Source organism: Ciceribacter lividus, assembly GCF_003337715.1.
GTDB classification, from domain to species: domain Bacteria; phylum Pseudomonadota; class Alphaproteobacteria; order Rhizobiales; family Rhizobiaceae; genus Allorhizobium; species Allorhizobium lividum.
Genome location: NZ_QPIX01000005.1, coordinates 125,579 through 145,828, shown reverse-complemented (window position 1 = coordinate 145,828; position 20,250 = coordinate 125,579). Strand labels below are relative to the sequence as shown.

At 63.5% G+C, this 20,250-nt stretch carries 19 protein-coding genes and 4 tRNA genes; 11 read left to right on the top strand and 12 right to left on the bottom strand.

Translation table 11 applies throughout. From position 1 onward, the window contains the following. Nucleotides 1-4: 4 nt before the first annotated feature. Entirely contained in the window at nucleotides 5-790 is a 786-nt protein-coding gene (locus tag DFR48_RS10660) for an alpha/beta fold hydrolase (RefSeq protein WP_114363132.1), read from the bottom strand. Between the two features lie 175 nt (nucleotides 791-965). Between DFR48_RS10660 and DFR48_RS10655 the strand changes: the two genes are divergently transcribed. Both DFR48_RS10655 and DFR48_RS10650 read left to right on the top strand, forming a co-directional pair. Continuing rightward, a complete protein-coding gene (locus DFR48_RS10655) occupies nucleotides 966-1,211 on the top strand; it encodes a zinc-finger domain-containing protein (protein ID WP_114363131.1) in 246 nt (81 codons plus the stop codon). A 31-nt stretch (nucleotides 1,212-1,242) separates the two neighbouring features. Then, nucleotides 1,243-2,406, top strand: coding sequence for an FAD-dependent monooxygenase (locus tag DFR48_RS10650; RefSeq protein ID WP_114363130.1), 1,164 nt, complete (start codon nucleotides 1,243-1,245; stop codon nucleotides 2,404-2,406). 2 nt (nucleotides 2,407-2,408) lie between these two features. Here the strand turns inward: DFR48_RS10650 and DFR48_RS10645 are convergent, their stop codons facing one another. Next, entirely contained in the window at nucleotides 2,409-3,599 is a 1,191-nt protein-coding gene (locus DFR48_RS10645) for a cystathionine beta-lyase (protein ID WP_114363129.1), read from the bottom strand. A 359-nt stretch (nucleotides 3,600-3,958) separates the two neighbouring features. Between DFR48_RS10645 and DFR48_RS10640 the strand changes: the two genes are divergently transcribed. The 4 genes from DFR48_RS10640 (at nucleotide 3,959) to DFR48_RS10625 (ending at nucleotide 8,230) form a co-directional block, all read left to right on the top strand. Continuing rightward, nucleotides 3,959-4,987: an amino acid ABC transporter substrate-binding protein gene (locus DFR48_RS10640; RefSeq protein WP_114363128.1), complete on the top strand. Its 1,029-nt coding sequence runs from the start codon at nucleotides 3,959-3,961 to the stop codon at nucleotides 4,985-4,987. Between the two features lie 104 nt (nucleotides 4,988-5,091). Further along, nucleotides 5,092-6,285 (top strand): amino acid ABC transporter permease, encoded by a 1,194-nt coding sequence (locus DFR48_RS10635; RefSeq protein ID WP_114363127.1) that lies wholly within the window; start codon nucleotides 5,092-5,094, stop codon nucleotides 6,283-6,285. A 1-nt stretch (nucleotide 6,286) separates the two neighbouring features. Continuing rightward, nucleotides 6,287-7,444: an amino acid ABC transporter permease gene (locus DFR48_RS10630; RefSeq protein WP_114363126.1), complete on the top strand. Its 1,158-nt coding sequence runs from the start codon at nucleotides 6,287-6,289 to the stop codon at nucleotides 7,442-7,444. Nucleotides 7,445-7,459: 15 nt separating this feature from the next. Beyond that, nucleotides 7,460-8,230 carry an amino acid ABC transporter ATP-binding protein gene (locus DFR48_RS10625; protein WP_112689790.1) on the top strand — a complete coding sequence of 257 codons (771 nt, stop codon included), beginning with the start codon at nucleotides 7,460-7,462 and terminating at the stop codon, nucleotides 8,228-8,230. 90 nt (nucleotides 8,231-8,320) lie between these two features. On the opposite strand, the gene DFR48_RS21775 is transcribed toward DFR48_RS10625, so the two are convergent. The 6 genes from DFR48_RS21775 to DFR48_RS10590 all read right to left on the bottom strand — a co-directional run bounded on the left by DFR48_RS21775 (nucleotide 8,321) and on the right by DFR48_RS10590 (nucleotide 10,955). After that, a complete protein-coding gene (locus DFR48_RS21775; protein WP_147273527.1) occupies nucleotides 8,321-9,100 on the bottom strand; it encodes a nuclease in 780 nt (259 codons plus the stop codon). A gap of 107 nt (nucleotides 9,101-9,207) precedes the next feature. Next, nucleotides 9,208-9,284 (bottom strand) — tRNA-Arg (locus tag DFR48_RS10610). A 60-nt stretch (nucleotides 9,285-9,344) separates the two neighbouring features. Next, entirely contained in the window at nucleotides 9,345-9,650 is a 306-nt protein-coding gene (locus tag DFR48_RS10605) for an ETC complex I subunit (protein WP_114363123.1), read from the bottom strand. 71 nt (nucleotides 9,651-9,721) lie between these two features. Next, nucleotides 9,722-9,798: transfer RNA gene (locus DFR48_RS10600), tRNA-Pro, on the bottom strand. A gap of 93 nt (nucleotides 9,799-9,891) precedes the next feature. After that, nucleotides 9,892-10,365, bottom strand: a complete 474-nt coding sequence (locus tag DFR48_RS10595; protein WP_245415583.1) for a DUF192 domain-containing protein — start codon at nucleotides 10,363-10,365, stop codon at nucleotides 9,892-9,894. Nucleotides 10,366-10,376: 11 nt separating this feature from the next. After that, on the bottom strand, nucleotides 10,377-10,955 hold the full coding sequence (locus tag DFR48_RS10590) for a cold-shock protein (protein ID WP_114363121.1): 579 nt from the start codon (nucleotides 10,953-10,955) through the stop codon (nucleotides 10,377-10,379). 184 nt (nucleotides 10,956-11,139) lie between these two features. On the opposite strand from DFR48_RS10590, the gene gloA reads away from it, so the two are divergent. The 4 genes from gloA (at nucleotide 11,140) to DFR48_RS10570 (ending at nucleotide 13,015) form a co-directional block, all read left to right on the top strand. Then, nucleotides 11,140-11,580: a lactoylglutathione lyase gene (gene gloA, locus DFR48_RS10585; RefSeq protein ID WP_114363120.1), complete on the top strand. Its 441-nt coding sequence runs from the start codon at nucleotides 11,140-11,142 to the stop codon at nucleotides 11,578-11,580. Between the two features lie 121 nt (nucleotides 11,581-11,701). Continuing rightward, nucleotides 11,702-12,418, top strand: a complete 717-nt coding sequence (locus tag DFR48_RS10580) for a hypothetical protein (RefSeq protein ID WP_114363119.1) — start codon at nucleotides 11,702-11,704, stop codon at nucleotides 12,416-12,418. Between the two features lie 243 nt (nucleotides 12,419-12,661). Continuing rightward, nucleotides 12,662-12,736 (top strand) — tRNA-Glu (locus DFR48_RS10575). A 204-nt stretch (nucleotides 12,737-12,940) separates the two neighbouring features. Beyond that, nucleotides 12,941-13,015 (top strand) — tRNA-Glu (locus DFR48_RS10570). Between the two features lie 32 nt (nucleotides 13,016-13,047). On the opposite strand, the gene recJ is transcribed toward DFR48_RS10570, so the two are convergent. From recJ to DFR48_RS10550, 4 genes are all read right to left on the bottom strand, one after another. Beyond that, nucleotides 13,048-14,850, bottom strand: a complete 1,803-nt coding sequence (recJ, locus tag DFR48_RS10565) for a single-stranded-DNA-specific exonuclease RecJ (RefSeq protein ID WP_114363299.1) — start codon at nucleotides 14,848-14,850, stop codon at nucleotides 13,048-13,050. A gap of 108 nt (nucleotides 14,851-14,958) precedes the next feature. Continuing rightward, the gene (locus DFR48_RS10560) at nucleotides 14,959-16,281 is read right to left on the bottom strand and encodes a homoserine dehydrogenase (RefSeq protein ID WP_114363118.1); all 1,323 of its coding nucleotides are present in this window, start codon (nucleotides 16,279-16,281) and stop codon (nucleotides 14,959-14,961) included. A 99-nt stretch (nucleotides 16,282-16,380) separates the two neighbouring features. Further along, entirely contained in the window at nucleotides 16,381-17,604 is a 1,224-nt protein-coding gene (locus tag DFR48_RS10555; RefSeq protein WP_114363298.1) for an LL-diaminopimelate aminotransferase, read from the bottom strand. A gap of 218 nt (nucleotides 17,605-17,822) precedes the next feature. After that, nucleotides 17,823-18,212, bottom strand: a complete 390-nt coding sequence (locus tag DFR48_RS10550) for a hypothetical protein (RefSeq protein WP_425359249.1) — start codon at nucleotides 18,210-18,212, stop codon at nucleotides 17,823-17,825. Between the two features lie 182 nt (nucleotides 18,213-18,394). Between DFR48_RS10550 and DFR48_RS10545 the strand changes: the two genes are divergently transcribed. Next, nucleotides 18,395-20,242, top strand: a complete 1,848-nt coding sequence (locus DFR48_RS10545) for a PHA/PHB synthase family protein (RefSeq protein ID WP_114363116.1) — start codon at nucleotides 18,395-18,397, stop codon at nucleotides 20,240-20,242. The last annotated feature ends 8 nt before the right edge of the window (nucleotides 20,243-20,250 follow it).

Here is a 20,250-nt window from a genome sequence, read left to right as displayed (position 1 = left end):
GTCGTCACTGACGGCCGATCTCGCGATAGAAGTCGAGGACGGCCTTCTTGAAGACCTTGTCGCCGACGGCGAGCATGTGGTCGCGGTTCGGGATATCGACGGCCCTCGCGTCCGGCATAAGGGCCGCCAGTTCCTGGGGAGAGCCGGCGATGTCGTCCCTGGTGCCGACAGCGATCAGTGTGGGCACGTCGACGCGGGCGATATCGGCGCGATCGACGAGCACGCGGGACTCCTGGATGCAGGCGGCAAGCGCGATGCGGTCGCTGCGGGTCTGTTCGGCGAAGGCGCGGAACATCCGTCCCCGCTCATGGGTCACGTCGGAAAGCGACGGCGCCAGCAACGCTTCCGCAATCGGATCCCAGTCGCCGACGCCATCACAGAGACCGATGCCGAGCCCGCCGAAGACCAGCGACCGCACGCGGTGGGGATGTTCGAGCGCCATGAAGGCGGAAATCCTCGCGCCCATCGAATAGCCGATGACGTCGGCGTCCGGCAGCCCGAGATGGGTGAGCAATGCGGCGGCATCCGCCGCCATCCTCGAGGGATGATAGGCCTCCGGCTCGTGCGGACGATCGCTCGCGCCGTGGCCACGATTGTCGATTGCGATGACGCGGTAGCCGGCCTCCCCCAACGTCTTCAGCCAGCCCGGATGAACCCAGTTCACCGTCGCCGTCGAGGCAAACCCGTGGATCAGCAGGATCGGCGGGCCGGACGGATCGCCGGCGTCGAAATAGGCGAGCTGCAATCCGTCGTGATAGAAGAGGGAGAATGCCGGCGCATTCAGATTCATCGCTTCGGTCCATGTCTTGTTCTGGGATTGACGGCGCGCACCTTAGTGAAACGCAGCCACGCATCAAAGGCGCATCGGTTTCTTTTCTGTGGGTTTGCGGCGTCTTTGTCTCTACACATTCGCGGCGAAGGAGGATAATGTCCGCCGCAAAGTGAAAAGGCATTCGGAGAGACATATGGCCGGGCACACCATTCCCCACTTCCAGAACGACGGCGGACACCGCGTGATCGAGATCGGCGTGAAGGAGTTCATGTGCACGGGCGCTTCCGCCCCTTTCGACCATCCGCACATCTTCATCGACATGGGCGACGACAACGAGAAGGTTTGCTCCTACTGCTCGACTCTCTATCGCTATAATCCGTCGCTGAAGGCCGAGCAGACCAACCCCGCCGGCTGCGTCTATCACGTCAAGGCGGCCTGACCGCCACCCGCATTTCACGATCGGCAAGGCCATGTCCACCAACGTCGTCGCCATCGTCGGAGCCGGGATGGCGGGGCTTACGGCTGCGCTGTCGCTGGCACGACACGGGATCCGCAGCGAGATCGTCGAACAGGCGCCCCAGCTCGGCGAAGTCGGTGCCGGCCTGCAGATTTCCCCCAATGCCTCGCGAATTCTCCGTGAGCTGGGGATCCTTGCCGACATAGAGCATCGCTGGTGCGAACCACAGGAAATCCGGCTGACGTCCGGCGTGACCCTCGGGGCGCTCGCCGCCGTTCCGGTTGGCGCCTTCGCGCGGGACCGCTGGGGCGCACCCTACGGCGTCCTGCACCGATCGACGCTCCAGCAGGCGCTGCTTTCGGCGGTCTTGCGCAATCCGCTCTGCAAGGTCCACCTCGGCTGTCGCATCGAAAAGCCCGGCGACACGGAGATCGCTCGCGCGATCGGCGAGCAGCCGGATCTCGTCATCGGCGCCGACGGCGTCTGGTCGAGAACCCGTGCCCGCATCCCGGGGGCGCCCAAGGCGCATTTCTCCGGCAACATCGCCTGGCGCTTCACGATGGCTGGCGACAATGCGCCAGGCTTCCTCGACCCCTCAAACGTCACCGCCTTCCTCGGCCCGAAGACCCACCTCGTCTGCTATCCCCTGAAGGAGATCGGCGGCTTCAACGTCGTGGCGATCGCCGCCGGCCTCGATCCCGGCGAAACCTGGTCGGCGGAAGGCAGCGAGCGGCAGGGCCGTATGCTTGCGGAACAGTTCTCGGCATGGCACCCGGAAATCCGCACGCTGCTTTCCAACCTGCGCGGCGCCACCTTCTGGCCGCTCTACCAGGCAGGTCCCGGGCGATGGCAGAACGGGCGCGACACCGCGCTCATCGGTGATGCCGCGCATGCGATGATGCCGTTTGCCGCGCAGGGTGCGGCGATGGCGATCGAAGACGCCTTCGAACTCGCCGGGCTTGTCGCAAATACACCCCTCCCAGAGGCGCTCGCGACCTACGAGCGCGTTCGCCAGATGCGTGCGGCCCGGGTCGGCAGACGCGGCGCGTTCAACCGGTTCGCATACCACGCGCGCGGCCCGATCCGCATCGCGCGCGACCTGGTGCTCGCGACACGCTCGCCGCAGAGCCTCGCCGCCGATCTCGACTGGCTCTACGGCTATCGCGCGAAGGGCTGATCTCAGACGGCTGCGGCAGCCCTGAACCCGCGTTCGAGGTCGGCGATGATGTCCTCGACGTTTTCCAGCCCGATCTGCAGCCGAATGACCGGACCTTCGGTCGGCGCCTTGCGGATCTTGCGGTCGGTGAGGTCGACCATAACGGCGAGGCTCTCGTAGCCGCCCCAGGAATAGCCGAGCCCGAAGAGCGAAAGTTCATTGAGGAAGGCCCGCGCCTTCGGCTTGAAATTTTCCCGCTCATCCACCTTCAGCACGAAGGAGAAGATGCCGCTCGCGCCCTTGAAGTCCCGCTTCCAGATGTCGTGGCCGGGGAAACTCGGCAGGCCCGGGTGCAGGACCCTTGCGACATCGTCGCGCGCCTCGAGCCAGTTCGCGACCGAAAGCGCACTCTTGTTGTGGTGTTCCAGCCGCAGGTTCATCGTCCGCAGCCCGCGCAGGATCATGTAGGAATCATCCGGCGAGCCGCAGATGCCGAGCGTGCCGTTTGCTTCCTTCAACTGCGGCCAGTGGGCGGCGTTGGCCGAGACCGTGCCCATCAGGATGTCGGAATGGCCGGACGGATATTTCGTCGCCGCGTGGATCGAGACGTCGACGCCGAAATCGAGCGGCTTGAAATAGATCGGGGTCGCCCAGGTGTTGTCCATCGTAACGACGCACCCGTGCCTGTGCGCCGCTTCGGAGATCGCCCGGATATCCTGCATCTCGAAGGTGTTGGAGCCCGGCGCCTCAGTGTGGACGAGCTTTGTGTTCGGGCGGATCAACGCCTCGATACCCGACCCGATGTCAGGATCATAGTATTCGACCGTCACGCCAAGGCGGGTCAACATAGTATCGCAGAAGTGGCGGCAGGGCCCATAGACCGAATCGACGATCAGAGCGTGGTCGCCGGCCGAAAGGAAAGCGAGGAATGGAACCGTGATCGCGGCAAGCCCGCTCGGCACGAGAATGGTGCCGGCCGATCCCTCGAGTTCGTCGATCGCCTCGCAAAGCGCGTCGGTCGTCGGCGTGCCCCGCGTGCCGTAGGTATACTTCTGCGCCCGCGTTTCCATCGTCTCCACATTCGGAAACAGAACGGTCGAGGCGTGGACCACGGGCGGGTTGACGAAGCCATGGTAGCTCATTGGATCATTGCCGACGTGGCACAGGCGCGTGTCCGTACCGGCGGCCGCCAGCATCTCTTTTCTGTCTCTCATGAGAACCAAGCCTTTCCTCGGGAATATGACGAGCGGATTTGTCGTATCCCGGACGAAGGACGTCAAGGCACGTTGCGCCCTCCCCGACAGGTGTTTCGATGGTGGTTATGCGGCGAATCGGTGCTTTTTTAGCCAATTTCCGATTTTTTCCGCCATTTCCTGCCTGATTTTGATGCGAATTAGGCATTTTTCCAATTTTCTACCCCATTTCGCGGACCGCAGTCTTGACCGTGGTTCATTTTAAGACTGTGATAGCGCGGCTCGCACCGGGAGGTCAGCGGGCCGGCGGAGGCATGAAATCGTTCGAGCGAACGTGACCGTCGGGTATTTTCAAGAACAATAGACAAAGGTTGGGAAAAATGAACAAGAAGCTTCTGTCAGTCGCTCTCGGCGCTGCAGTCGTCGGTTTTGGTGCACCGGCTGCATTCGCCGGCACGCTCGACGACGTGAAGGCGAAGGGTTTCGTGCAGTGCGGTGTCAACGGCTCCAATCTCGCCGGCTTCGGCGCCCAGGACTCCTCGGGCAACTGGGCCGGTCTTGATGTCGACGTATGCCGTGCCGTCGCCGCTGCCGTTTTCGGCGACGCGACCAAGGTCAAGTACACCCCCCTCTCCGCGAAGGACCGTTTCCCGGCCCTGCAGTCGGGTGAAATCGACATGCTGGCCCGCAACACGACCTGGACCGCCAGCCGTGACTCGCAGCTCGGCTTCGACTTCCGCGCCGTCAACTACTACGACGGCCAGGGCTTCATGGTTCCGAAGGGCCTCAACGTGAAGTCCGCACTCGAGCTGTCGGGCGCCGCCGTCTGCGTGCAGTCCGGCACGACGACCGAACTCAACCTCGCCGACTACTTCAAGGCCAACGGCCTCGAGTACAAGCCGGTCGTGTTTGAGAAGCAGGAAGAAGTCGACGCCGCCTACCAGTCCGGCCGTTGCGACGTCTACACGACCGACCAGTCCGGCCTCTACTCGATCCGCCTGTCGCTCGCCAACCCCGACGACCACATGGTCCTGCCCGAAATCATCTCCAAGGAACCCCTCGGTCCGGCCGTTCGCCAGAACGACTCCAAGTGGTTCGACGTCGTGACCTGGGCACACTACGCCATGGTTTCGGCTGAAGAGTTCGGCATCACCTCCGCCAACGTCGACGAAATGCTGAAGTCCGAAAACCCGGACATCAAGCGCTTCCTCGGCGAAGAAAAGGACCAGACGATCGGCAAGGACCTCGGCCTGGATGAGAAGTGGGCCTATAACATCGTCAAGCAGGTCGGCAACTACGGCGAATCCTTCGAGCGCAACGTCGGCGCCGGAAGCCCGCTGAAGATCGAGCGTGGCCTCAATGCCCTGTGGACCAAGGGCGGTCTGCAGTACGCTCCGCCGATCCGCTAAGCGGTCGCAACCAGCATACCGGAAAGGCGCCACGGCGCCTTTCCGATCGACAGAATGAAAAAAGGCAGCTACGAAAAATGATGGCTGCGAACAGGGGATAATGCATGGCAGTGGTCGCCTCGGGCCGGGACGGCAATAGCCGTTCGGTGCACTCTTTGCTGTACAATCCAGCTTTCCGTCAGTTCGTCTATCAGGCACTGACCCTCGTCTTCATCGTCTGGCTGTTCTGGTTCGCCGGAACCAATGCCGCCCAGAACCTCGCTCGCGCCAACATGACGGCCGGGTTCGAGTTTCTGAGAAACCGGGCGGGCTTCGACATCGCCCAGACGCCGATCGCCTATTCGAGCGACAATACGTATCTGCAGGCGCTCGCAGTCGGCCTCGTCAATACCTTGATCATCGCCGTTTGCGGGATCATCACGGCCAGCATCATCGGGCTGATCGTCGGCATCGGCCGACTTTCGCACAACTGGCTGATCTCGCGGCTCGCAACGGTCTATGTCGAGGTGTTCCGCAACATCCCGCCGCTGCTCGTCATCTTCTTCTGGTACAAGGGCGTTCTCTCGCTGCTGCCGGACGTCCGTTCGTCGTTGGCACTGCCTCTGTCGGTCTTCGTCAGCAACCGCGGCATCTACATGCCGGCGCCAGTCTTCGGTGAGGGCATGTCCCTGGTCGTCGCCGCCTTCGTGGCGGGCGTCGTCGCAGCCATCCTCTACGCGCGTTGGGCGACGAAGAAACAGCTCGCCACCGGCAAGCGCCCGCCCGTCCTCTGGATTAATATCGCGCTGATCATCGGCCTGCCGCTTGTCGCCTTCGCGATCATCGGCGCACCGGTCACCTTCGACATTCCGGAGCTCGGCAAGTTCAACATGCGGGGCGGCACAGCCATCGGTCCGGAGTTCCTGTCGCTCTACATGGCGCTGTCGTTCTACACAGCCGCCTTCATCGCCGAGATCGTCCGTGCGGGCATCCGGGGCGTGCCGAAAGGTCAAACAGAGGCGGCGAGCGCGCTCGGCCTGCGCAGAGGCCCGACGACGCGTCTTGTGGTCCTGCCGCAGGCGCTGCGGATCATCATTCCGCCGCTTACCTCGCAGTACCTCAACCTGACCAAGAACTCGTCGCTTGCCGTCGCCATCGGTTACGCCGATCTGGTCGCGGTCGGCGGAACGATCCTCAATCAGTCGGGCCATTCCATCGAGATCATCGCGATCTGGATGCTGATCTACGTGTCGATCAGCCTCGCGACCTCTCTCTTCATGAACTGGTTCAACGCCAAGATGGCCCTGGTGGAGCGCTGACATGAGCGAAAACAACGTCTCCTATCTCCGCCAGGAGTTCCTGGCGCCCCAGCCCGCTCCGCTCAGCGACCGCTCGGCGTTCGGCTGGGCCCGCAAGAACCTGTTTGCAACCCCGCTCGACGCGATCACGACGGTCGTCTTCGGTGCGATCATCCTCTGGTTCGCCTCATCGGCGTTCGACTGGCTGTTCGTCTCGGCCGTCTGGACGGGCGAAGACCGTGCGGTCTGCGCCACCACCGTCCAGGGCGGTATCCAGCCGGAAGGCTGGAGCGGTGCATGCTGGGCCTATGTCGGTGACTGGTTCACCCAGTTCATGGTGGGTTCCTATCCGCGCGACCAGCTCTGGCGTCCGATCCTGATCGCCATTCTCTTCGTCGGCCTGCTCGTCCCGATGCTCGTTCCGTCTGCACCGCGCAAGGGGCTCAACGCGCTGCTGCTCCTCGCCGCCCTGCCGATCCTCGCCTATGTGCTATTGCTCGGCGGCTGGTTCGGCCTCTCGCACGTCGAGACGAGCCAGTGGGGCGGGCTGATGGTGACACTGATCCTCTCCTTCGTGGGGATCGTGGTCTCACTGCCGTTCGGCATCGTGCTCGCGCTCGGCCGCCGCTCCGACATGCCGATCGTGCGCTCCGCCTCCATCGGGTTCATCGAGCTCGTCCGCGGCGTGCCGCTGATCACCGTGCTCTTCATGGCGAGCGTGCTGCTGCCGCTCTTCCTGACGCCCGGCAACAACATCGACAAGTTCGTGCGCGCGTTGGTCGGCGTCTCGATCTTCGCCTCCGCCTACATGGCGGAAGTCATCCGCGGCGGTCTGCAGGCCATTCCGAAGGGTCAGTACGAAGGCGCCGACTCTCTCGGCCTCACCTACTGGCAGAAGATGATCCTGATCATCATGCCGCAGGCGATCAAGCTCGTCATTCCTGGCATCGTCAACACCTTCATCGGCATGTTCAAGGACACCTCGCTCGTGTCGATCATCAACATGTACGACCTGCTCGGCATCGTGAAGGCGAGCTTCGGCGATGCCAGCTGGCTGACCCCGGTGACCCCGCTCACCGGCCTTATCTTCGCCGGCTTCGTATTCTGGTTGTTCTGCTTCGGGATGTCGCGCTACTCGGCTTTCGTCGAGCGCCGCCTGGACAGAGGCCACAAGAGATAAATGAGAGGAACAAACATGGCCCAGCAAGCCGTTCAACCCGGAATTTCGCAGACGGAAGTCGCCGTCGAAATCGTCAACATGAACAAGTGGTACGGGGACTTCCACGTGCTGCGCGACGTCAACCTCAAGGTCATGAAGGGCGAGCGCATCGTCATCGCCGGTCCCTCCGGATCGGGCAAGTCGACCATGATCCGTTGCATCAACCGGCTCGAGGAGCACCAGGCCGGGCAGATCATCGTCGACGGTATCGAGCTTACGAACGACCTCAAGAAGATCGACGAGGTCCGCCGCGAAGTCGGCATGGTGTTCCAGCACTTCAACCTCTTCCCGCACCTGACGATCCTCGAGAACTGCACACTTGCGCCCATCTGGGTCCGCAAGATGCCGAAGAAGGAAGCGGAAGAGGTCGCCATGCACTTCCTGACGCGCGTGAAGATCCCGGAACAGGCGAACAAGTATCCGGGCCAGCTCTCCGGCGGCCAGCAGCAGCGCGTGGCGATCGCGCGCGCTCTCTGCATGAAGCCGAAGATCATGCTCTTCGACGAGCCGACCTCGGCGCTCGATCCGGAAATGGTCAAGGAAGTGCTCGACACCATGGTGGGTCTCGCCGAAGAAGGTATGACCATGCTCTGCGTGACGCATGAAATGGGCTTTGCCCGTCAGGTCGCCAACCGCGTGATCTTCATGGACCAGGGGCAGATCGTCGAACAGAACTCGCCGGCCGAGTTCTTCGACAATCCGCAGCACGAACGCACCAAGCTGTTCCTGAGCCAGATCCTGCACTGAGGCGCGGGCCAGACATCCTTACGAGAAACCCGCCCGGCTCGTCGCCGCGGCGGGTTTCTCTTTGTTTGCTCACGTCTCTAAGACCGTCGCCTACGGGCACCAGCCCTTGCGTTCCCCGGTCCGCGGCTGCGCCAGCCCCTCGTTCAGAAGGACCGTACCGAGCGAACGCCCGTTGCGCAGCACCACCTTGAATTCACTGCCTGAAGCCGCAACCGGCATGCCCGGCGCGACGAGATCGAAGGTACCGGCGTTGAGCAGCTCCTTGAGACGGACCTTGGCGGCAAAGCCCTTGTCCCGTTCGGCCTGGCACTTCGCCCTCTCGGTCTGCGGCGCGACGGCGTCGGCAAGCACGATCCTCGTCTTGCGATGCCAGAAGGTGTCGCCGCTCGCCACGCAATTGTCGAGCCCGGACGTACCGCAATAGTAAAAGGTTCCGGCAAATCCCCTGCCCTCCATGCCGCCCTCTGCCGGGCCGCCCTCTGCCGGTCGCTGCTGCGGCACGGTCTGCGGCGAAGCAGCCCCGACGGGCGCGGGCGGGATCAGCGCCGCTGTCGTTGTTCGGCCCGGTTCGGATTTCGGCTTCGGTGACGCGCCAACAGGCGCTGGTGGAACGGGTTTTGCGGACGACGGCTTGCTCGCGGGCTTTCTGTCCTCGCTCTTGCCAGCGCCGCCGCTCTTCGGCTGCACCAGAGCGGCAATCCTCGGCCAGCTCCCCCGCCACTGATCACGACTATCGTAAACGGCGATGGCGCCGGCAACGACGATCAGCGCGCCAGCCCATGGCCAGAGGCTGCCGGACGAACGCGAGCTGGACGACTTGCGGCGCTTGCGCGGCGCGCGTTTAGGTGACGACGAAGGAGAACGGGCCATGCGAATACCTCACGTCCCGCCATTATCACGGCAAGGGAGTCGTCGCCAGAGGGCATGAGAACGAGACGGGAACACGTCGCGACGGCGGGCGCGGGTAACGGGGAGAATGGCGACCCCTGTTGGACTCGAACCAACGACAACCTACTTAGAAGGCAGGTGCTCTATCCAGCTGAGCTAAGGGGCCTCCGTGCGTCGCCTTCTGGTCCGGCGAACGACGACGGCGGTCCTGCAAGGCCGGACGCGGTCAGTGCGTCCAGGGCTGCAGGCGGTTATAACGGAAATTGTCGGTATAGGATACGACCTGGCGCTTGGCTTCCTTGGGCAGGATCACCCGGTATTCGATACCGTTGCGATTGGCGAAAGCTTCTGCCTGTTCGAGCGTCTCGAAGGTGATCTTGACCTGCTGGCGCGTATCGGCCGAGCTCGTATAGCCCATCATCGGCTCGACCTTGCGCGGTACTTCCTGCTCGTATTCGAGCAGCCAGAACTGCGTCTTGGCCTTGCCCGACTGCATGGCGGTCTTGGCGGGGCGATAAATCTTGGCGGTCATGTCGCAACGAGCTCCAAAGGACTGCGAAGGAAGGAAGGTCCCCTCCCCGGACGATCGCAGGACCACCGCGGTGGTCGGAGTGGAGAGATTCGAACTCCCGACCCTCTGGTCCCAAACCAGATGCGCTACCAGACTGCGCTACACTCCGTTCCAGCGATCAATGCCGAGATACACGGTTCACCCGTCAGGGGCAACAGCTAAAATCGACTTTCCGCCACCATGAGCGGTCACAAAAACGCTGTCATTTCAACGATGCCCGGGCCGCGTCCACATCCACGCGACTGCCCGGGACGATGCCGAGCGTAGCCGACCGCCCGCCGTTGATCTCCAGCACATAGCGAACAGCCCCCGGAGAGGCGATAATATCTTGCGAATAGGGCACGGTGCGCTCGGCGATCCGGCTGACGACACCCTTCTCGTCGATGAACAGCATATCGAGCGGCAGAGGCGTGTTCTTCATCCACATCATCACCGACCGGGCCTCGCCGAAATCGAAGATCATGCCGGCATCGGCGTCAAGCTCGGTCCTGAACATCAGCCCACGCTCGCGTTCGGCCGACGTGCCTGCCCATTCCACCTGAAAGACATGGCGCTCGCCGCCCGGCGTTTCAATCGCCAGTGCCGCCTTGCGCAGGCCGGCCTCTTGCGCCGACGCCGCGACCGGAAGCAACAAAAAAAGCGCCAGGACAGCGCTTCTCCAGATTTCACGAATCATGAGACAGTGCCTCAATGGGCCCGGGTCGCCGGACCCGGATTGTCGGGATGGATTTCGGCGGCCATCAACCCTTTGTCGCCATTGCCGAAGCGCACCAGAACGCTCTGGCCGGGCCGAAGTTCCGTAAGACCGTAGCGCCGCAGCGTTTCCATGTGAACGAAAATGTCCTCGGTGCCCTCGCCACGCGTCAGGAAGCCGAAACCCTTGGTGCGGTTGAACCACTTCACCAGCACCCGCTCCAGCCCGCTCGTCGGCGTTACCTGCACATGGGTGCGCACCGGCGGCATCTGCGAGGGGTGGATCGCCGTGGACTGGTCCATGGAGAGGATGCGGAAGGTCTGGTAACCGCGCTCGCGCTTCTGGATCAGCGCAACGATGCGCGTGCCCTCGAGGATGGTCTGGTAGCCGTCACGTCGCAGGCAGGTCACGTGCAGCAGGACGTCCTGCATGCCGTTGTCCGGAACGATGAAGCCGAACCCCTTGGCGACGTCGAACCACTTGACCACGCCGGTGATCTCGAGAAGTTCGACGGCTTCGCCGGACAGCTCTTCGAACTCGGCGAGCCCTTTCGATGAAATCCTGTCGGCCATTTCCTCACGCCCCTCGAAAACGCGTCACACCGGTTCGTTAACTGATTCTTGACTATCAGATTAACATTCGCAGGTTGGTGTCGCGCAAGTCCCTGTCTAAGATATACCCAAATCCTTTTGACGCTTCATCCTTGCTCGAAGCTGTCGTCTGTTCCATATCCGGACACGTTATTAGGAGGACATCATGCGCTATCTTCACACCATGGTACGCGTCAAAGATCTTGATGCGTCGCTCGACTTCTACTGCCGTGTCTTCGGCCTCATCGAGGTCCGGCGCATGGAGAACGAAAAGGGCCGGTTCACGCTGGTTTTCCTGGCCGCCCCGGCCGACGTCGAGGCCGCGCGCGACAACAAGGCGCCCTGCCTGGAGCTCACCTATAACTGGGACACCGAGGATTACACCGGAGGTCGCAACTTCGGTCACCTGGCCTACGAGGTCGACGATATCTACGCCACTTGTCGGACGCTGATGGAAAACGGCGTGACGATCAACCGTCCGCCGCGCGACGGCCACATGGCCTTCGTGCGCTCACCGGACGGCATCTCGATCGAGATCCTGCAGAAGGGCGAGGGTCTGGCCCCGGCCGAGCCCTGGCTCTCGATGCCGAATACCGGCGCCTGGTGACGGCTTCGGCCCGCCTCGCGCAAGCTTGGCGGGCTACCTCCATGCAGAACCTGCGGCCGCGCCGACTCACTCGCTGTTCCGGTGCCGGGCCGCTGCCAACCAGTTCTGCGGGGTTTCTTCCATGGACTGCCTGCCGATATCGTCGGTGCGTCGCGGGATCGCGTTTCGCCTCGCCCTCTGCGGCGTCGCCCTGACGGCGCTGCAAGGCTGCGCGACGACCGGCGAAAAGGCGTCCATCGAGAAAGTCGCCGCGCCTGCTGCGCAGACCACAGGCTCTCCCGCCAAGGCCGTGGCAGCAAGGAAGCCCGGGCCGGCAGATGCCGGCTATTCGGACCCGACAGTGGTTTCCATGGCCCCGGGCGACGCCGCCGCCGCCCGGCCTTCGTACGCGGCCTCGCCGGCGTTCGCCAACCCCGCCAACCTCGGCGATGTCGTCATGCAGCCGGCCGCGATCAATGCCGGTCGTTCCAGCATTTTCGCCCAGCAAGCGGAGCAGGTGCCGGTCGAGGCCGGCGCCTCGACGATGACGGCCGCGAGCCTCGTGCCCGCCGAAATGCCGACGCGGCGCGTAAATCCGATGACCGGCAGCCTGTTCAGTGCCCCGCAATATGCCTCCGTCGAGCCGGCCGGTCTGCCGGCTGACGAGCAGGCGACCGGATTGCCGCCCGAAGAAGCTCCCCTCGCCGATGCTGCCGGCCTGCCGACCGCATCGGAGCCCGAAGAGGAAGCCAGCACGGACCCGGCCACACCTATGGCCGAGGAAACGCCGACAGAACCTGCGAAGAAGAAGACGCTTCTGCCGATTCTCGGTCGCCTGCTCGGCAAGGCGAAGTCGTAGAGCGCGCCTCCCGCTCCCTGCAGCTCAACAGGTGGAGGGTGTGCCGCTCGTTTTGGCAGCCTTCCGTAAGGCAATACGGCCTAAAGACAGCGTAGAATCAGCCATTATGTAGTTGATATAATACGTCTTTCCTGTGCTTTCTTCGGAAGAATCCACAGCCGTCACATTTTTTGCAAAAAACAGAGAAAAGCCGCTTGCGGGATTCTGAAGCCCTGACTATAAGGGCGCCACAACGAAGCGCACGCGCCCTTCGTCTATCGGTTAGGACACCAGATTTTCATTCTGGGAAGAGGGGTTCGACTCCCCTAGGGCGTGCCACTTTCTCCTCATCGCAATTAGATTGATACGACGGCAACAACGCCTCGTGCGGCCGCTCGTCGGGCGTCTCCATAGGCATTTTCGGCAGTTTTTCCCGTAACTTGGCCCGCGTCCGGTCTTTTTTGGCAGGCGACCGGAAAAATGCATTTTTCCGCTTGCGGGATTCCGAAGCCCTGACTATAAGGGCGCCACAACGAAGCGCAGGCGCCCTTCGTCTATCGGTTAGGACACCAGATTTTCATTCTGGGAAGAGGGGTTCGACTCCCCTAGGGCGTGCCACTTCCAATCTCCCGAACACGGCCAGAGATTCCTCAGAACGCCTTCGCTGCGTCGATGATGCGCATCTGCACGCGCCGTGTTCCCTGCCAGTGCTCGGCGCTGAGCGAGCCCGCGATGTGGATCTGGTTGCCTCGCGAGGACAGCAGGAAATCACCGAGCGGCGTTTCGGCGGCGCGGAATGCGATTCCGTCGAGCCGCGATCCGTCCTGCGCCTCGACCGTCACCTTGACATGATTGACGCCCACGAGGCGCGAATCCCGCAACCGGTGTGCAGGGATCGCGAAACAGGGTTGCGGGTGGCCCGCCCCATAGGGGCCGGCCGTCTCCAGCTGGTCGATCAGCGCAATGGTGGCGCCGGATGCACCCAGCGCTCCGTCGATCTTCAGACTGCGATTGGCGGCAAGCGTCGATACCTGGCTGCCTGCTGCCTCGTCGAAGAAGGCGCGCAGCCGACCCAGATTGGCGCGTTCGACTGTCAGGCCGGCCGCCATGGCGTGACCCCCGCCCTTGACGAGAAGACCGGCGTCGACCGCCGCCCGTACCATCCGCCCGAGGTCGAAGCCGTTGATCGAGCGCCCGGAGCCGGTCCCCTTTCCCGAAGGATCGAAAGCGATCGCGAAGGCAGGCCGCTTGAACTTCTCCTTCAGGCGGGCGGCAAGCAGTCCGACGATGCCCGGATGCCAGTTCTCGTGGGCCGTGACGATGACGGAGGCGGTCTCGCCCGTTCCGTATTCGGCCAGCGCCTCAGCCTCCGCCTCTGCCAGCATGGCGGCCTCCATCGCCTGACGCTCGCGGTTGAGTTCGTCGAGCCGGGTGGCGATCTCACCGGCGGCGGTGGTATCATCGAGCGTCAGCAACCGGCTTCCGAGCGCAGCGTCGCCGATACGACCGCCCGCATTGATTCTGGGACCGACGAGGAAACCGAAATGATAGGGCGTCACCGGTCCGCCGATGCCCGCCACGCGCAGCAGGGCCGCGAGACCGGCATTCTGCTGATGGCGGGCGGCGATCAGCCCCTTCACCACATAGGCACGGTTCAGTCCCTTGAGCGGAACGACGTCACAGACCGTCGCGAGCGCTACGAGATCGAGCCAGGCGAGCAGGTCGAGCGACCCGGCACGGCTGTTGCCCTGCTGCCTGAGCAGGCGCAGCGTGGCGACCAGTACGAGGAAGACGACACCCGCCGCGCAGAGATGGCCCTGCCCCGACAGGTCGTCCTCGCGGTTTGGATTGACCAGCGCGTGACAGGCCGGCATGGCGTGCGCCATCTGGTGGTGGTCGATGACGACGACGTCGATACCGCGCCGGCATGCCTCCTCCAAGGCCTCGAAACTCGTCGAACCGCAATCGACGGTGACCACCAGCCGAGCACCGCGCTCGATCAACTGGCCGATCGCCGCCGGGTTCGGACCATACCCCTCGAAAATGCGGTCGGGGATGTAGATCTCCGCCTCAGCGCCGAAATGCTGAAGAAAGCGGTAGAGGAGCGCCGACGAGGCTGCACCGTCGACATCATAGTCGCCGAAAATCGCGATGCGCTCGCCCGCGGCGATCGCCCGCGCGAGCCGTGCCGCCGCCGCCTCGCAGTCGGTAAGCGAGGCCGGGTCCGGCATCAGGGAACGGATGGTCGGATCGAGAAAGGCCGGCGCGTCATCGACGCCGACACCGCGGCCAGCCAGCACGCGGGCCAGAAGCTCCGGCATTCCGTGAAGCTGGGCGATGGCGAGCGCGCGGTTCTGTCCGGCCTGATCCAGGCGCGAGACCCACCGCTGGCCGCTCACGGAACTCTCCACGCTCAAAAATGCGCGCGGCACCGGATCGACCGGTTCAATCATGCCCATTTGTCTTCCCACCCGTCATCATTCCAGGTTCGCGCCCATACGAGATCGCACGCAGCAAGCCGGAGACAGCCTCGGCCGCCCCGCCCGGAAGGCAGGAGGCGGTCACACCGTCTTCGGCCGCTCGATGCGGATCGTCTGCGGCTCGCCGACAAGATATCCCTCCGCGCGGATGGCCGAGACCGCGTTGCGGACCGCTTCCTCCATCGTCGCATGGGTCACGAGAATGATCGTCACCGGCGCACCGGGCTCGGCATCGGGCTGCGAGCGCTGCACGATCGATTCGAGCGAGATGCCGTTATCGGCCATCCGGGTCGCGATGTTCGCGAAGACGCCGATCCTGTCGGCAACGGTCAGCCGGATGAAATAGCCGCCTTCGTGGCTGCGCATCTGTGCGCGACGATAGGGTTCGAGCAGATGCGCCGGGCGACCGAGCACCGGCACCTGCTGGGCACCCGGACGGCTCTTGGCGATGTCGGTGATGTCGCCGAGCACCGCCGATGCCGTGGCGCTGCCGCCGGCACCCGGGCCGACCATCAGCAGCTCGCCGAGAATGTCGGATTCCAGCGCCACGGCATTGGTGACGCCATCGACCTGCGCGATCACCGAATCGAGCGGCACCATGGTCGGGTGAACGCGCTGCTCGATGCCGGTATCGGTTTTCTGGGCGACGCCCAGGAGCTTGATGCGGTAGCCGAGTTCGTTCGCCGCGCGGATGTCCTCGATCGAGATATTGGTGATGCCTTCGAGGTAGATGTCATCGGCGGCGATCTCGCTGCCGAAAGCGAGCGTCGTCATGATCGCGAGCTTGTGGGCGGTGTCGTTGCCCTCGATGTCGAAGCTCGGATCGGCCTCGGCATAGCCGAGCCGCTGGGCATCCTTCAGGCACTCGTCAAAGGAAAGGCCCTCCTTCTCCATCCGGCTGAGGATGTAGTTGCAGGTGCCGTTCATGATCCCGTAGACGCGGGAGAAATGGTTGCCGGTCAGCGATTCGCGCAGCGCCTTGATCACCGGAATGCCGCCGGCGACCGCCGCCTCGTAATTGAGGAGCGCGCCGTTCTTTTCCGCGATGCGCGCCAGTTCGACGCCGTAGCGCGCCAGCAGCGCTTTGTTGGCGGTCACGACATGCAGACCCCGCGCCAGCGCCGCCCTGACGGATGCCTCCGCCGCACCGTTCGCACCGCCGACCAGTTCGACATAGACGTCGATATCGGCATTGGCGGCAAGGTCGAGAGGTTCGTCGTACCAGGCGATCCCGGAAAGATCGATGCCACGATCCTTATTCCGGTTGCGGGCGGACACCGCCGCAATCTCGATCTTCCGGCCGCAGGAAATGGCAAGCTCATTGCTGCGCTGCTGAAGAATGCGAACCAGCGCGGCACCGACGGTGCCCAGACCCGCAATGCCAATCCTGAGGGCATCCGCCATAGATCAATTTCCCGAAACTTACGAATTGCATGAAAGGCGGCCGCGAACGGGCCGCCTGGACCTGATGATCGGTGACGTTATCGTCGTCGGCGGGAAAGCTCAACCTTGGCGGTGGGCGTTCAGCGAAATGACGTTGTGCATCGTCTCGTCGGCCGTCGACAGGAAGCGCTTGAGATTGCGCGCGGCCTGGCGGATGCGGTGCTCGTTCTCGACCAGCGCGATACGGACATAATCGTCACCCATCTCGCCGAAACCGATACCGGGGGCGACGGCAATGTCCGCCTTCTCAATGAGAAGCTTGGAAAATTCGAGCGAGCCGAGCGGGCGGAACTTTTCCGGGATCTTGGCCCACGCGAACATGGTCGCCGCCGGCGGCGGCACCTCGAAACCGGCCTTGCCGAAGGTCTCGACCAGAACGTCGCGGCGGCGCTTGTAGACGGAACGGACCTCGGCGATGTCGGAACCGTCGCCGTTGAGGGCGTGGGTCGCCGCCACCTGGATCGGCGTGAAGGCGCCGTAGTCGAGATAGGACTTCACGCGGGTCAGCGCCGCGATCAGCCGTTCGTTGCCGACGGCAAAGCCCATGCGCCAGCCCGGCATCGAGAAGGTCTTCGACATCGAGGTGAACTCGACCGTAATGTCCATAGCCCCCGGGACCTCGAGAACCGACGGCGGCGGGGCGTCGTCGAAGTAGATCTCAGAATAGGCAAGGTCGGAGAGCACGATCAGGTCATGCTTCTTCGCGAACGCGATCACATCCTTGTAGAAGTCGAGCGAGGCGACGTGCGCCGTCGGGTTCGACGGATAGTTGATGATGAGCGCGAGCGGCTTCGGGATCGAATGGCGCACGGCCCGCTCGAGCGGCGGGAAGAAGGTCTCGTCCGGCTCCACCGACATCGAACGGATGACACCGCCGGCCATCAGGAAGCCGAAGGCGTGGATCGGATAGGTCGGGTTCGGGCAGAGGATGACGTCACCCGGCGCGGTGATCGCCTGCGCCATATTGGCGAAGCCTTCCTTGGAGCCCAGCGTCGCGACGACCTGGGTTTCCGGATTGAGCTTCACACCGAAGCGGCGGGCATAATACGCGGCCTGGGCGCGGCGCAGGCCGGGAATGCCCTTGGAAGACGAATAGCGATGGGTGCGCGGGTCCTGGACCACTTCGCAGAGCTTGTCGACGATGGCTTTCGGAGTCGGCAGGTCGGGGTTGCCCATGCCAAGGTCGATAATGTCGGCGCCACCGGCTCGCGCGCTAGCTTTCAAACGGTTGACCTGTTCGAAAACATAGGGCGGCAGGCGCCGAACTTTATGAAACTCTTCCATCTCAAACCCCGTGGGATCGCGCGGCAGCACCCGCGTCAAGCGGGTTCGTTTGTTGCTCCTGACATGTTCCGCAACGAACCCGAAACCGGAACAGACTTTGTTATGATGCAATGGCGAAACGCTGCGGCAAATCTATGTCCGTCAAAAAGCGACGGGCGGGCCGAAGCGAGCGGTCGCACCTTGATTGCTTTGCTTCCAAAACAGGACAAAGGCAAGCGCTATTTGGCCAGCGCCGCCTGTACGTCGACGCCGTGCTCGGCGGCGAGCTTGCGCAGCTCTGCCACGCGTTGCTGGTATTCCGCCTCGGAGATCGTGCCCGCCTTGCGGGCGGAGGCGAGCGCAGACAGTTTCGCCTGCAGGGCCACCGCCTCCTCGTCGCTCATCTGAACGCTCGCGGCCGTCAGTGGTTGCGAGAAATCCGGGTAGCCGTCCGGAGACGTGCCGAGCGCCGGCGTCTGCGGGGCGCGAGCGTCGTCGGTGACGGTCACGTCGAGCACGGAGGAACGCGGCTCGGCCGCGGCCGTCTTCCCGCCCGTCGACGAGCATCCCGTGGCGAGACCGAGTGCTGAGGCCAGTACCAGACTGGAGCCAAGACGCCACGTTTTCATCGCCCACATCGCTGCAATCATACCTATATATCCCATACCGGCCGCACGCTGCATCCGGCGGTTGATCCCTGCTCCCGAATACTTCAGGAGTGGCTTTCGTATTGCTGGAACTTGTAGTCGTTTTCGGGCAGGATAGGCAAACATAAAAGAGGACTCGCAGGAGCGCTCTCGGGAGGAACAGCTTGAGCAGAGACACCGACGACGGTGCTACATCCGGGGCCACGGCCCAAGGCTTCGATCCGAAGCTGATTGAACCCTACATCGTCAAGGATCCCGAAGCGCTGGCACTCAACGTCGCCCGTGCGCTCGAAAACCTCGGCAAGGCCGCTTCGACGTGGCTTGCGCCGCGCGAGCGGGGCGAAATCGTCGACCCCGTGTCGCAGCCGCTCACGGAACTCGTCAAGACGATGTCGAAGGTCGCCGAGTACTGGATGTCGGACCCGAAGCGGACACTGGAAGCGCAGAGCTATCTGCTTGCCGGCATGTTCGGCGCCTGGACGCGGACGGCGCAGAGGCTGGCCGGAGGAGAAACCGCGGAGCCTTCGCCACAACTTCCGAACGACAAGCGATTCTCCGACGAGGACTGGCAGCGCAATCCGTTCTTCGACTTCCTGCGCCAGGTCTATTTCATCGGCAGCGAGTGGGCGGAGCGCATGGTGAGCGATGCCGAGGGGCTCGACGAGCACACCCGGCACAAGGCGGCCTTCTACGTCCGGCAGATCACGGCTGCCCTTTCGCCCGCCAATTTCGTCGTCACCAATCCGCAGGTCTACCGCGAAACAGTCGCCAGCCACGGCGACAACCTCGTTCGCGGCATGAAGATGCTCGCCGAGGATATCGCCGCCGGCGGCGGCGACCTGCGGCTACGCCACACCGACTACAGCAAGTTTACCGTCGGCGAGAACATGGCCGTCACACCCGGCAAGGTGATCGCCCAGAACGATATCTGCGAAATCCTGCAATACGAGGCGGCGACCGACACGGTCCTCAAGCGGCCGCTCTTGATCGTGCCGCCGTGGATCAACAAGTTCTATATCCTCGACCTCAACCCGCAAAAGTCCTTCATCAAGTGGTGCGTGGACCAGGGGCATACCGTCTTCGTCATCTCGTGGGTCAATCCCGACGAGCGACATGCTACGAAGGACTGGGAAGCCTATATCCGCGAGGGCATCGATTTTGCTCTCGGGACCGTCGAGAAGGCGACCGGCGAGGGCAAGGTCAACGCGATCGGCTACTGCGTCGGCGGCACGCTGCTTTCGGCGGCACTCGCCCTGCACGCCAAGGAGCGCAACAAACGCATCGCGAGCGCGACGCTCTTCACCACCCAGGTCGACTTCACCCATGCGGGCGATCTCAAGGTGTTCGTCGACGAGGAACAACTCGACGCAATGGAAGAGCGCATGCGGGCGAGCGGCTATCTCGATGGCTCGAAGATGGCATCCGCCTTCAACATGCTGAGGGCTTCCGAGCTCATCTGGCCCTATTTCGTGAACAATTACCTGAAGGGCGAGGAGCCGATGCCCTTCGACCTGCTGTTCTGGAATTCGGACTCGACCCGGATGGCGGCAGCCAACCATTCGTTCTACCTACGCAACTGCTATCTCGACAATGCGCTGAGCAAGGGCCGGATGAAGATCGCCGGCAAGACGCTGTCGCTGAAGGACGTGAAGATCCCGATCTACAATCTCGCGACCCGCGAGGACCATATCGCACCGGCAAAATCGGTCTTCGTCGGCAGCAGCCTGTTCGGCGGGCCGGTCACCTTCGTCCTCAGCGGTTCCGGCCACATCGCGGGCGTCGTCAACCCGCCCGGAAAGCAGAAGTACCAGTACTGGACCGGCGCCGCGCCCACCGGCGCCTTCGAGGACTGGCTGGAAAAGGCCGAAGAGACGCCGGGCTCCTGGTGGCCGCACTGGCAAACCTGGATCGAGTCGCTCGACGACAAGCGGGTCCCTGCCCGCAAGCCCGGCGGCGGCGCGCTGAACGCGATCGCCGACGCCCCCGGAACCTACGTCCTCGAACGGGCGTGACGTCGGAC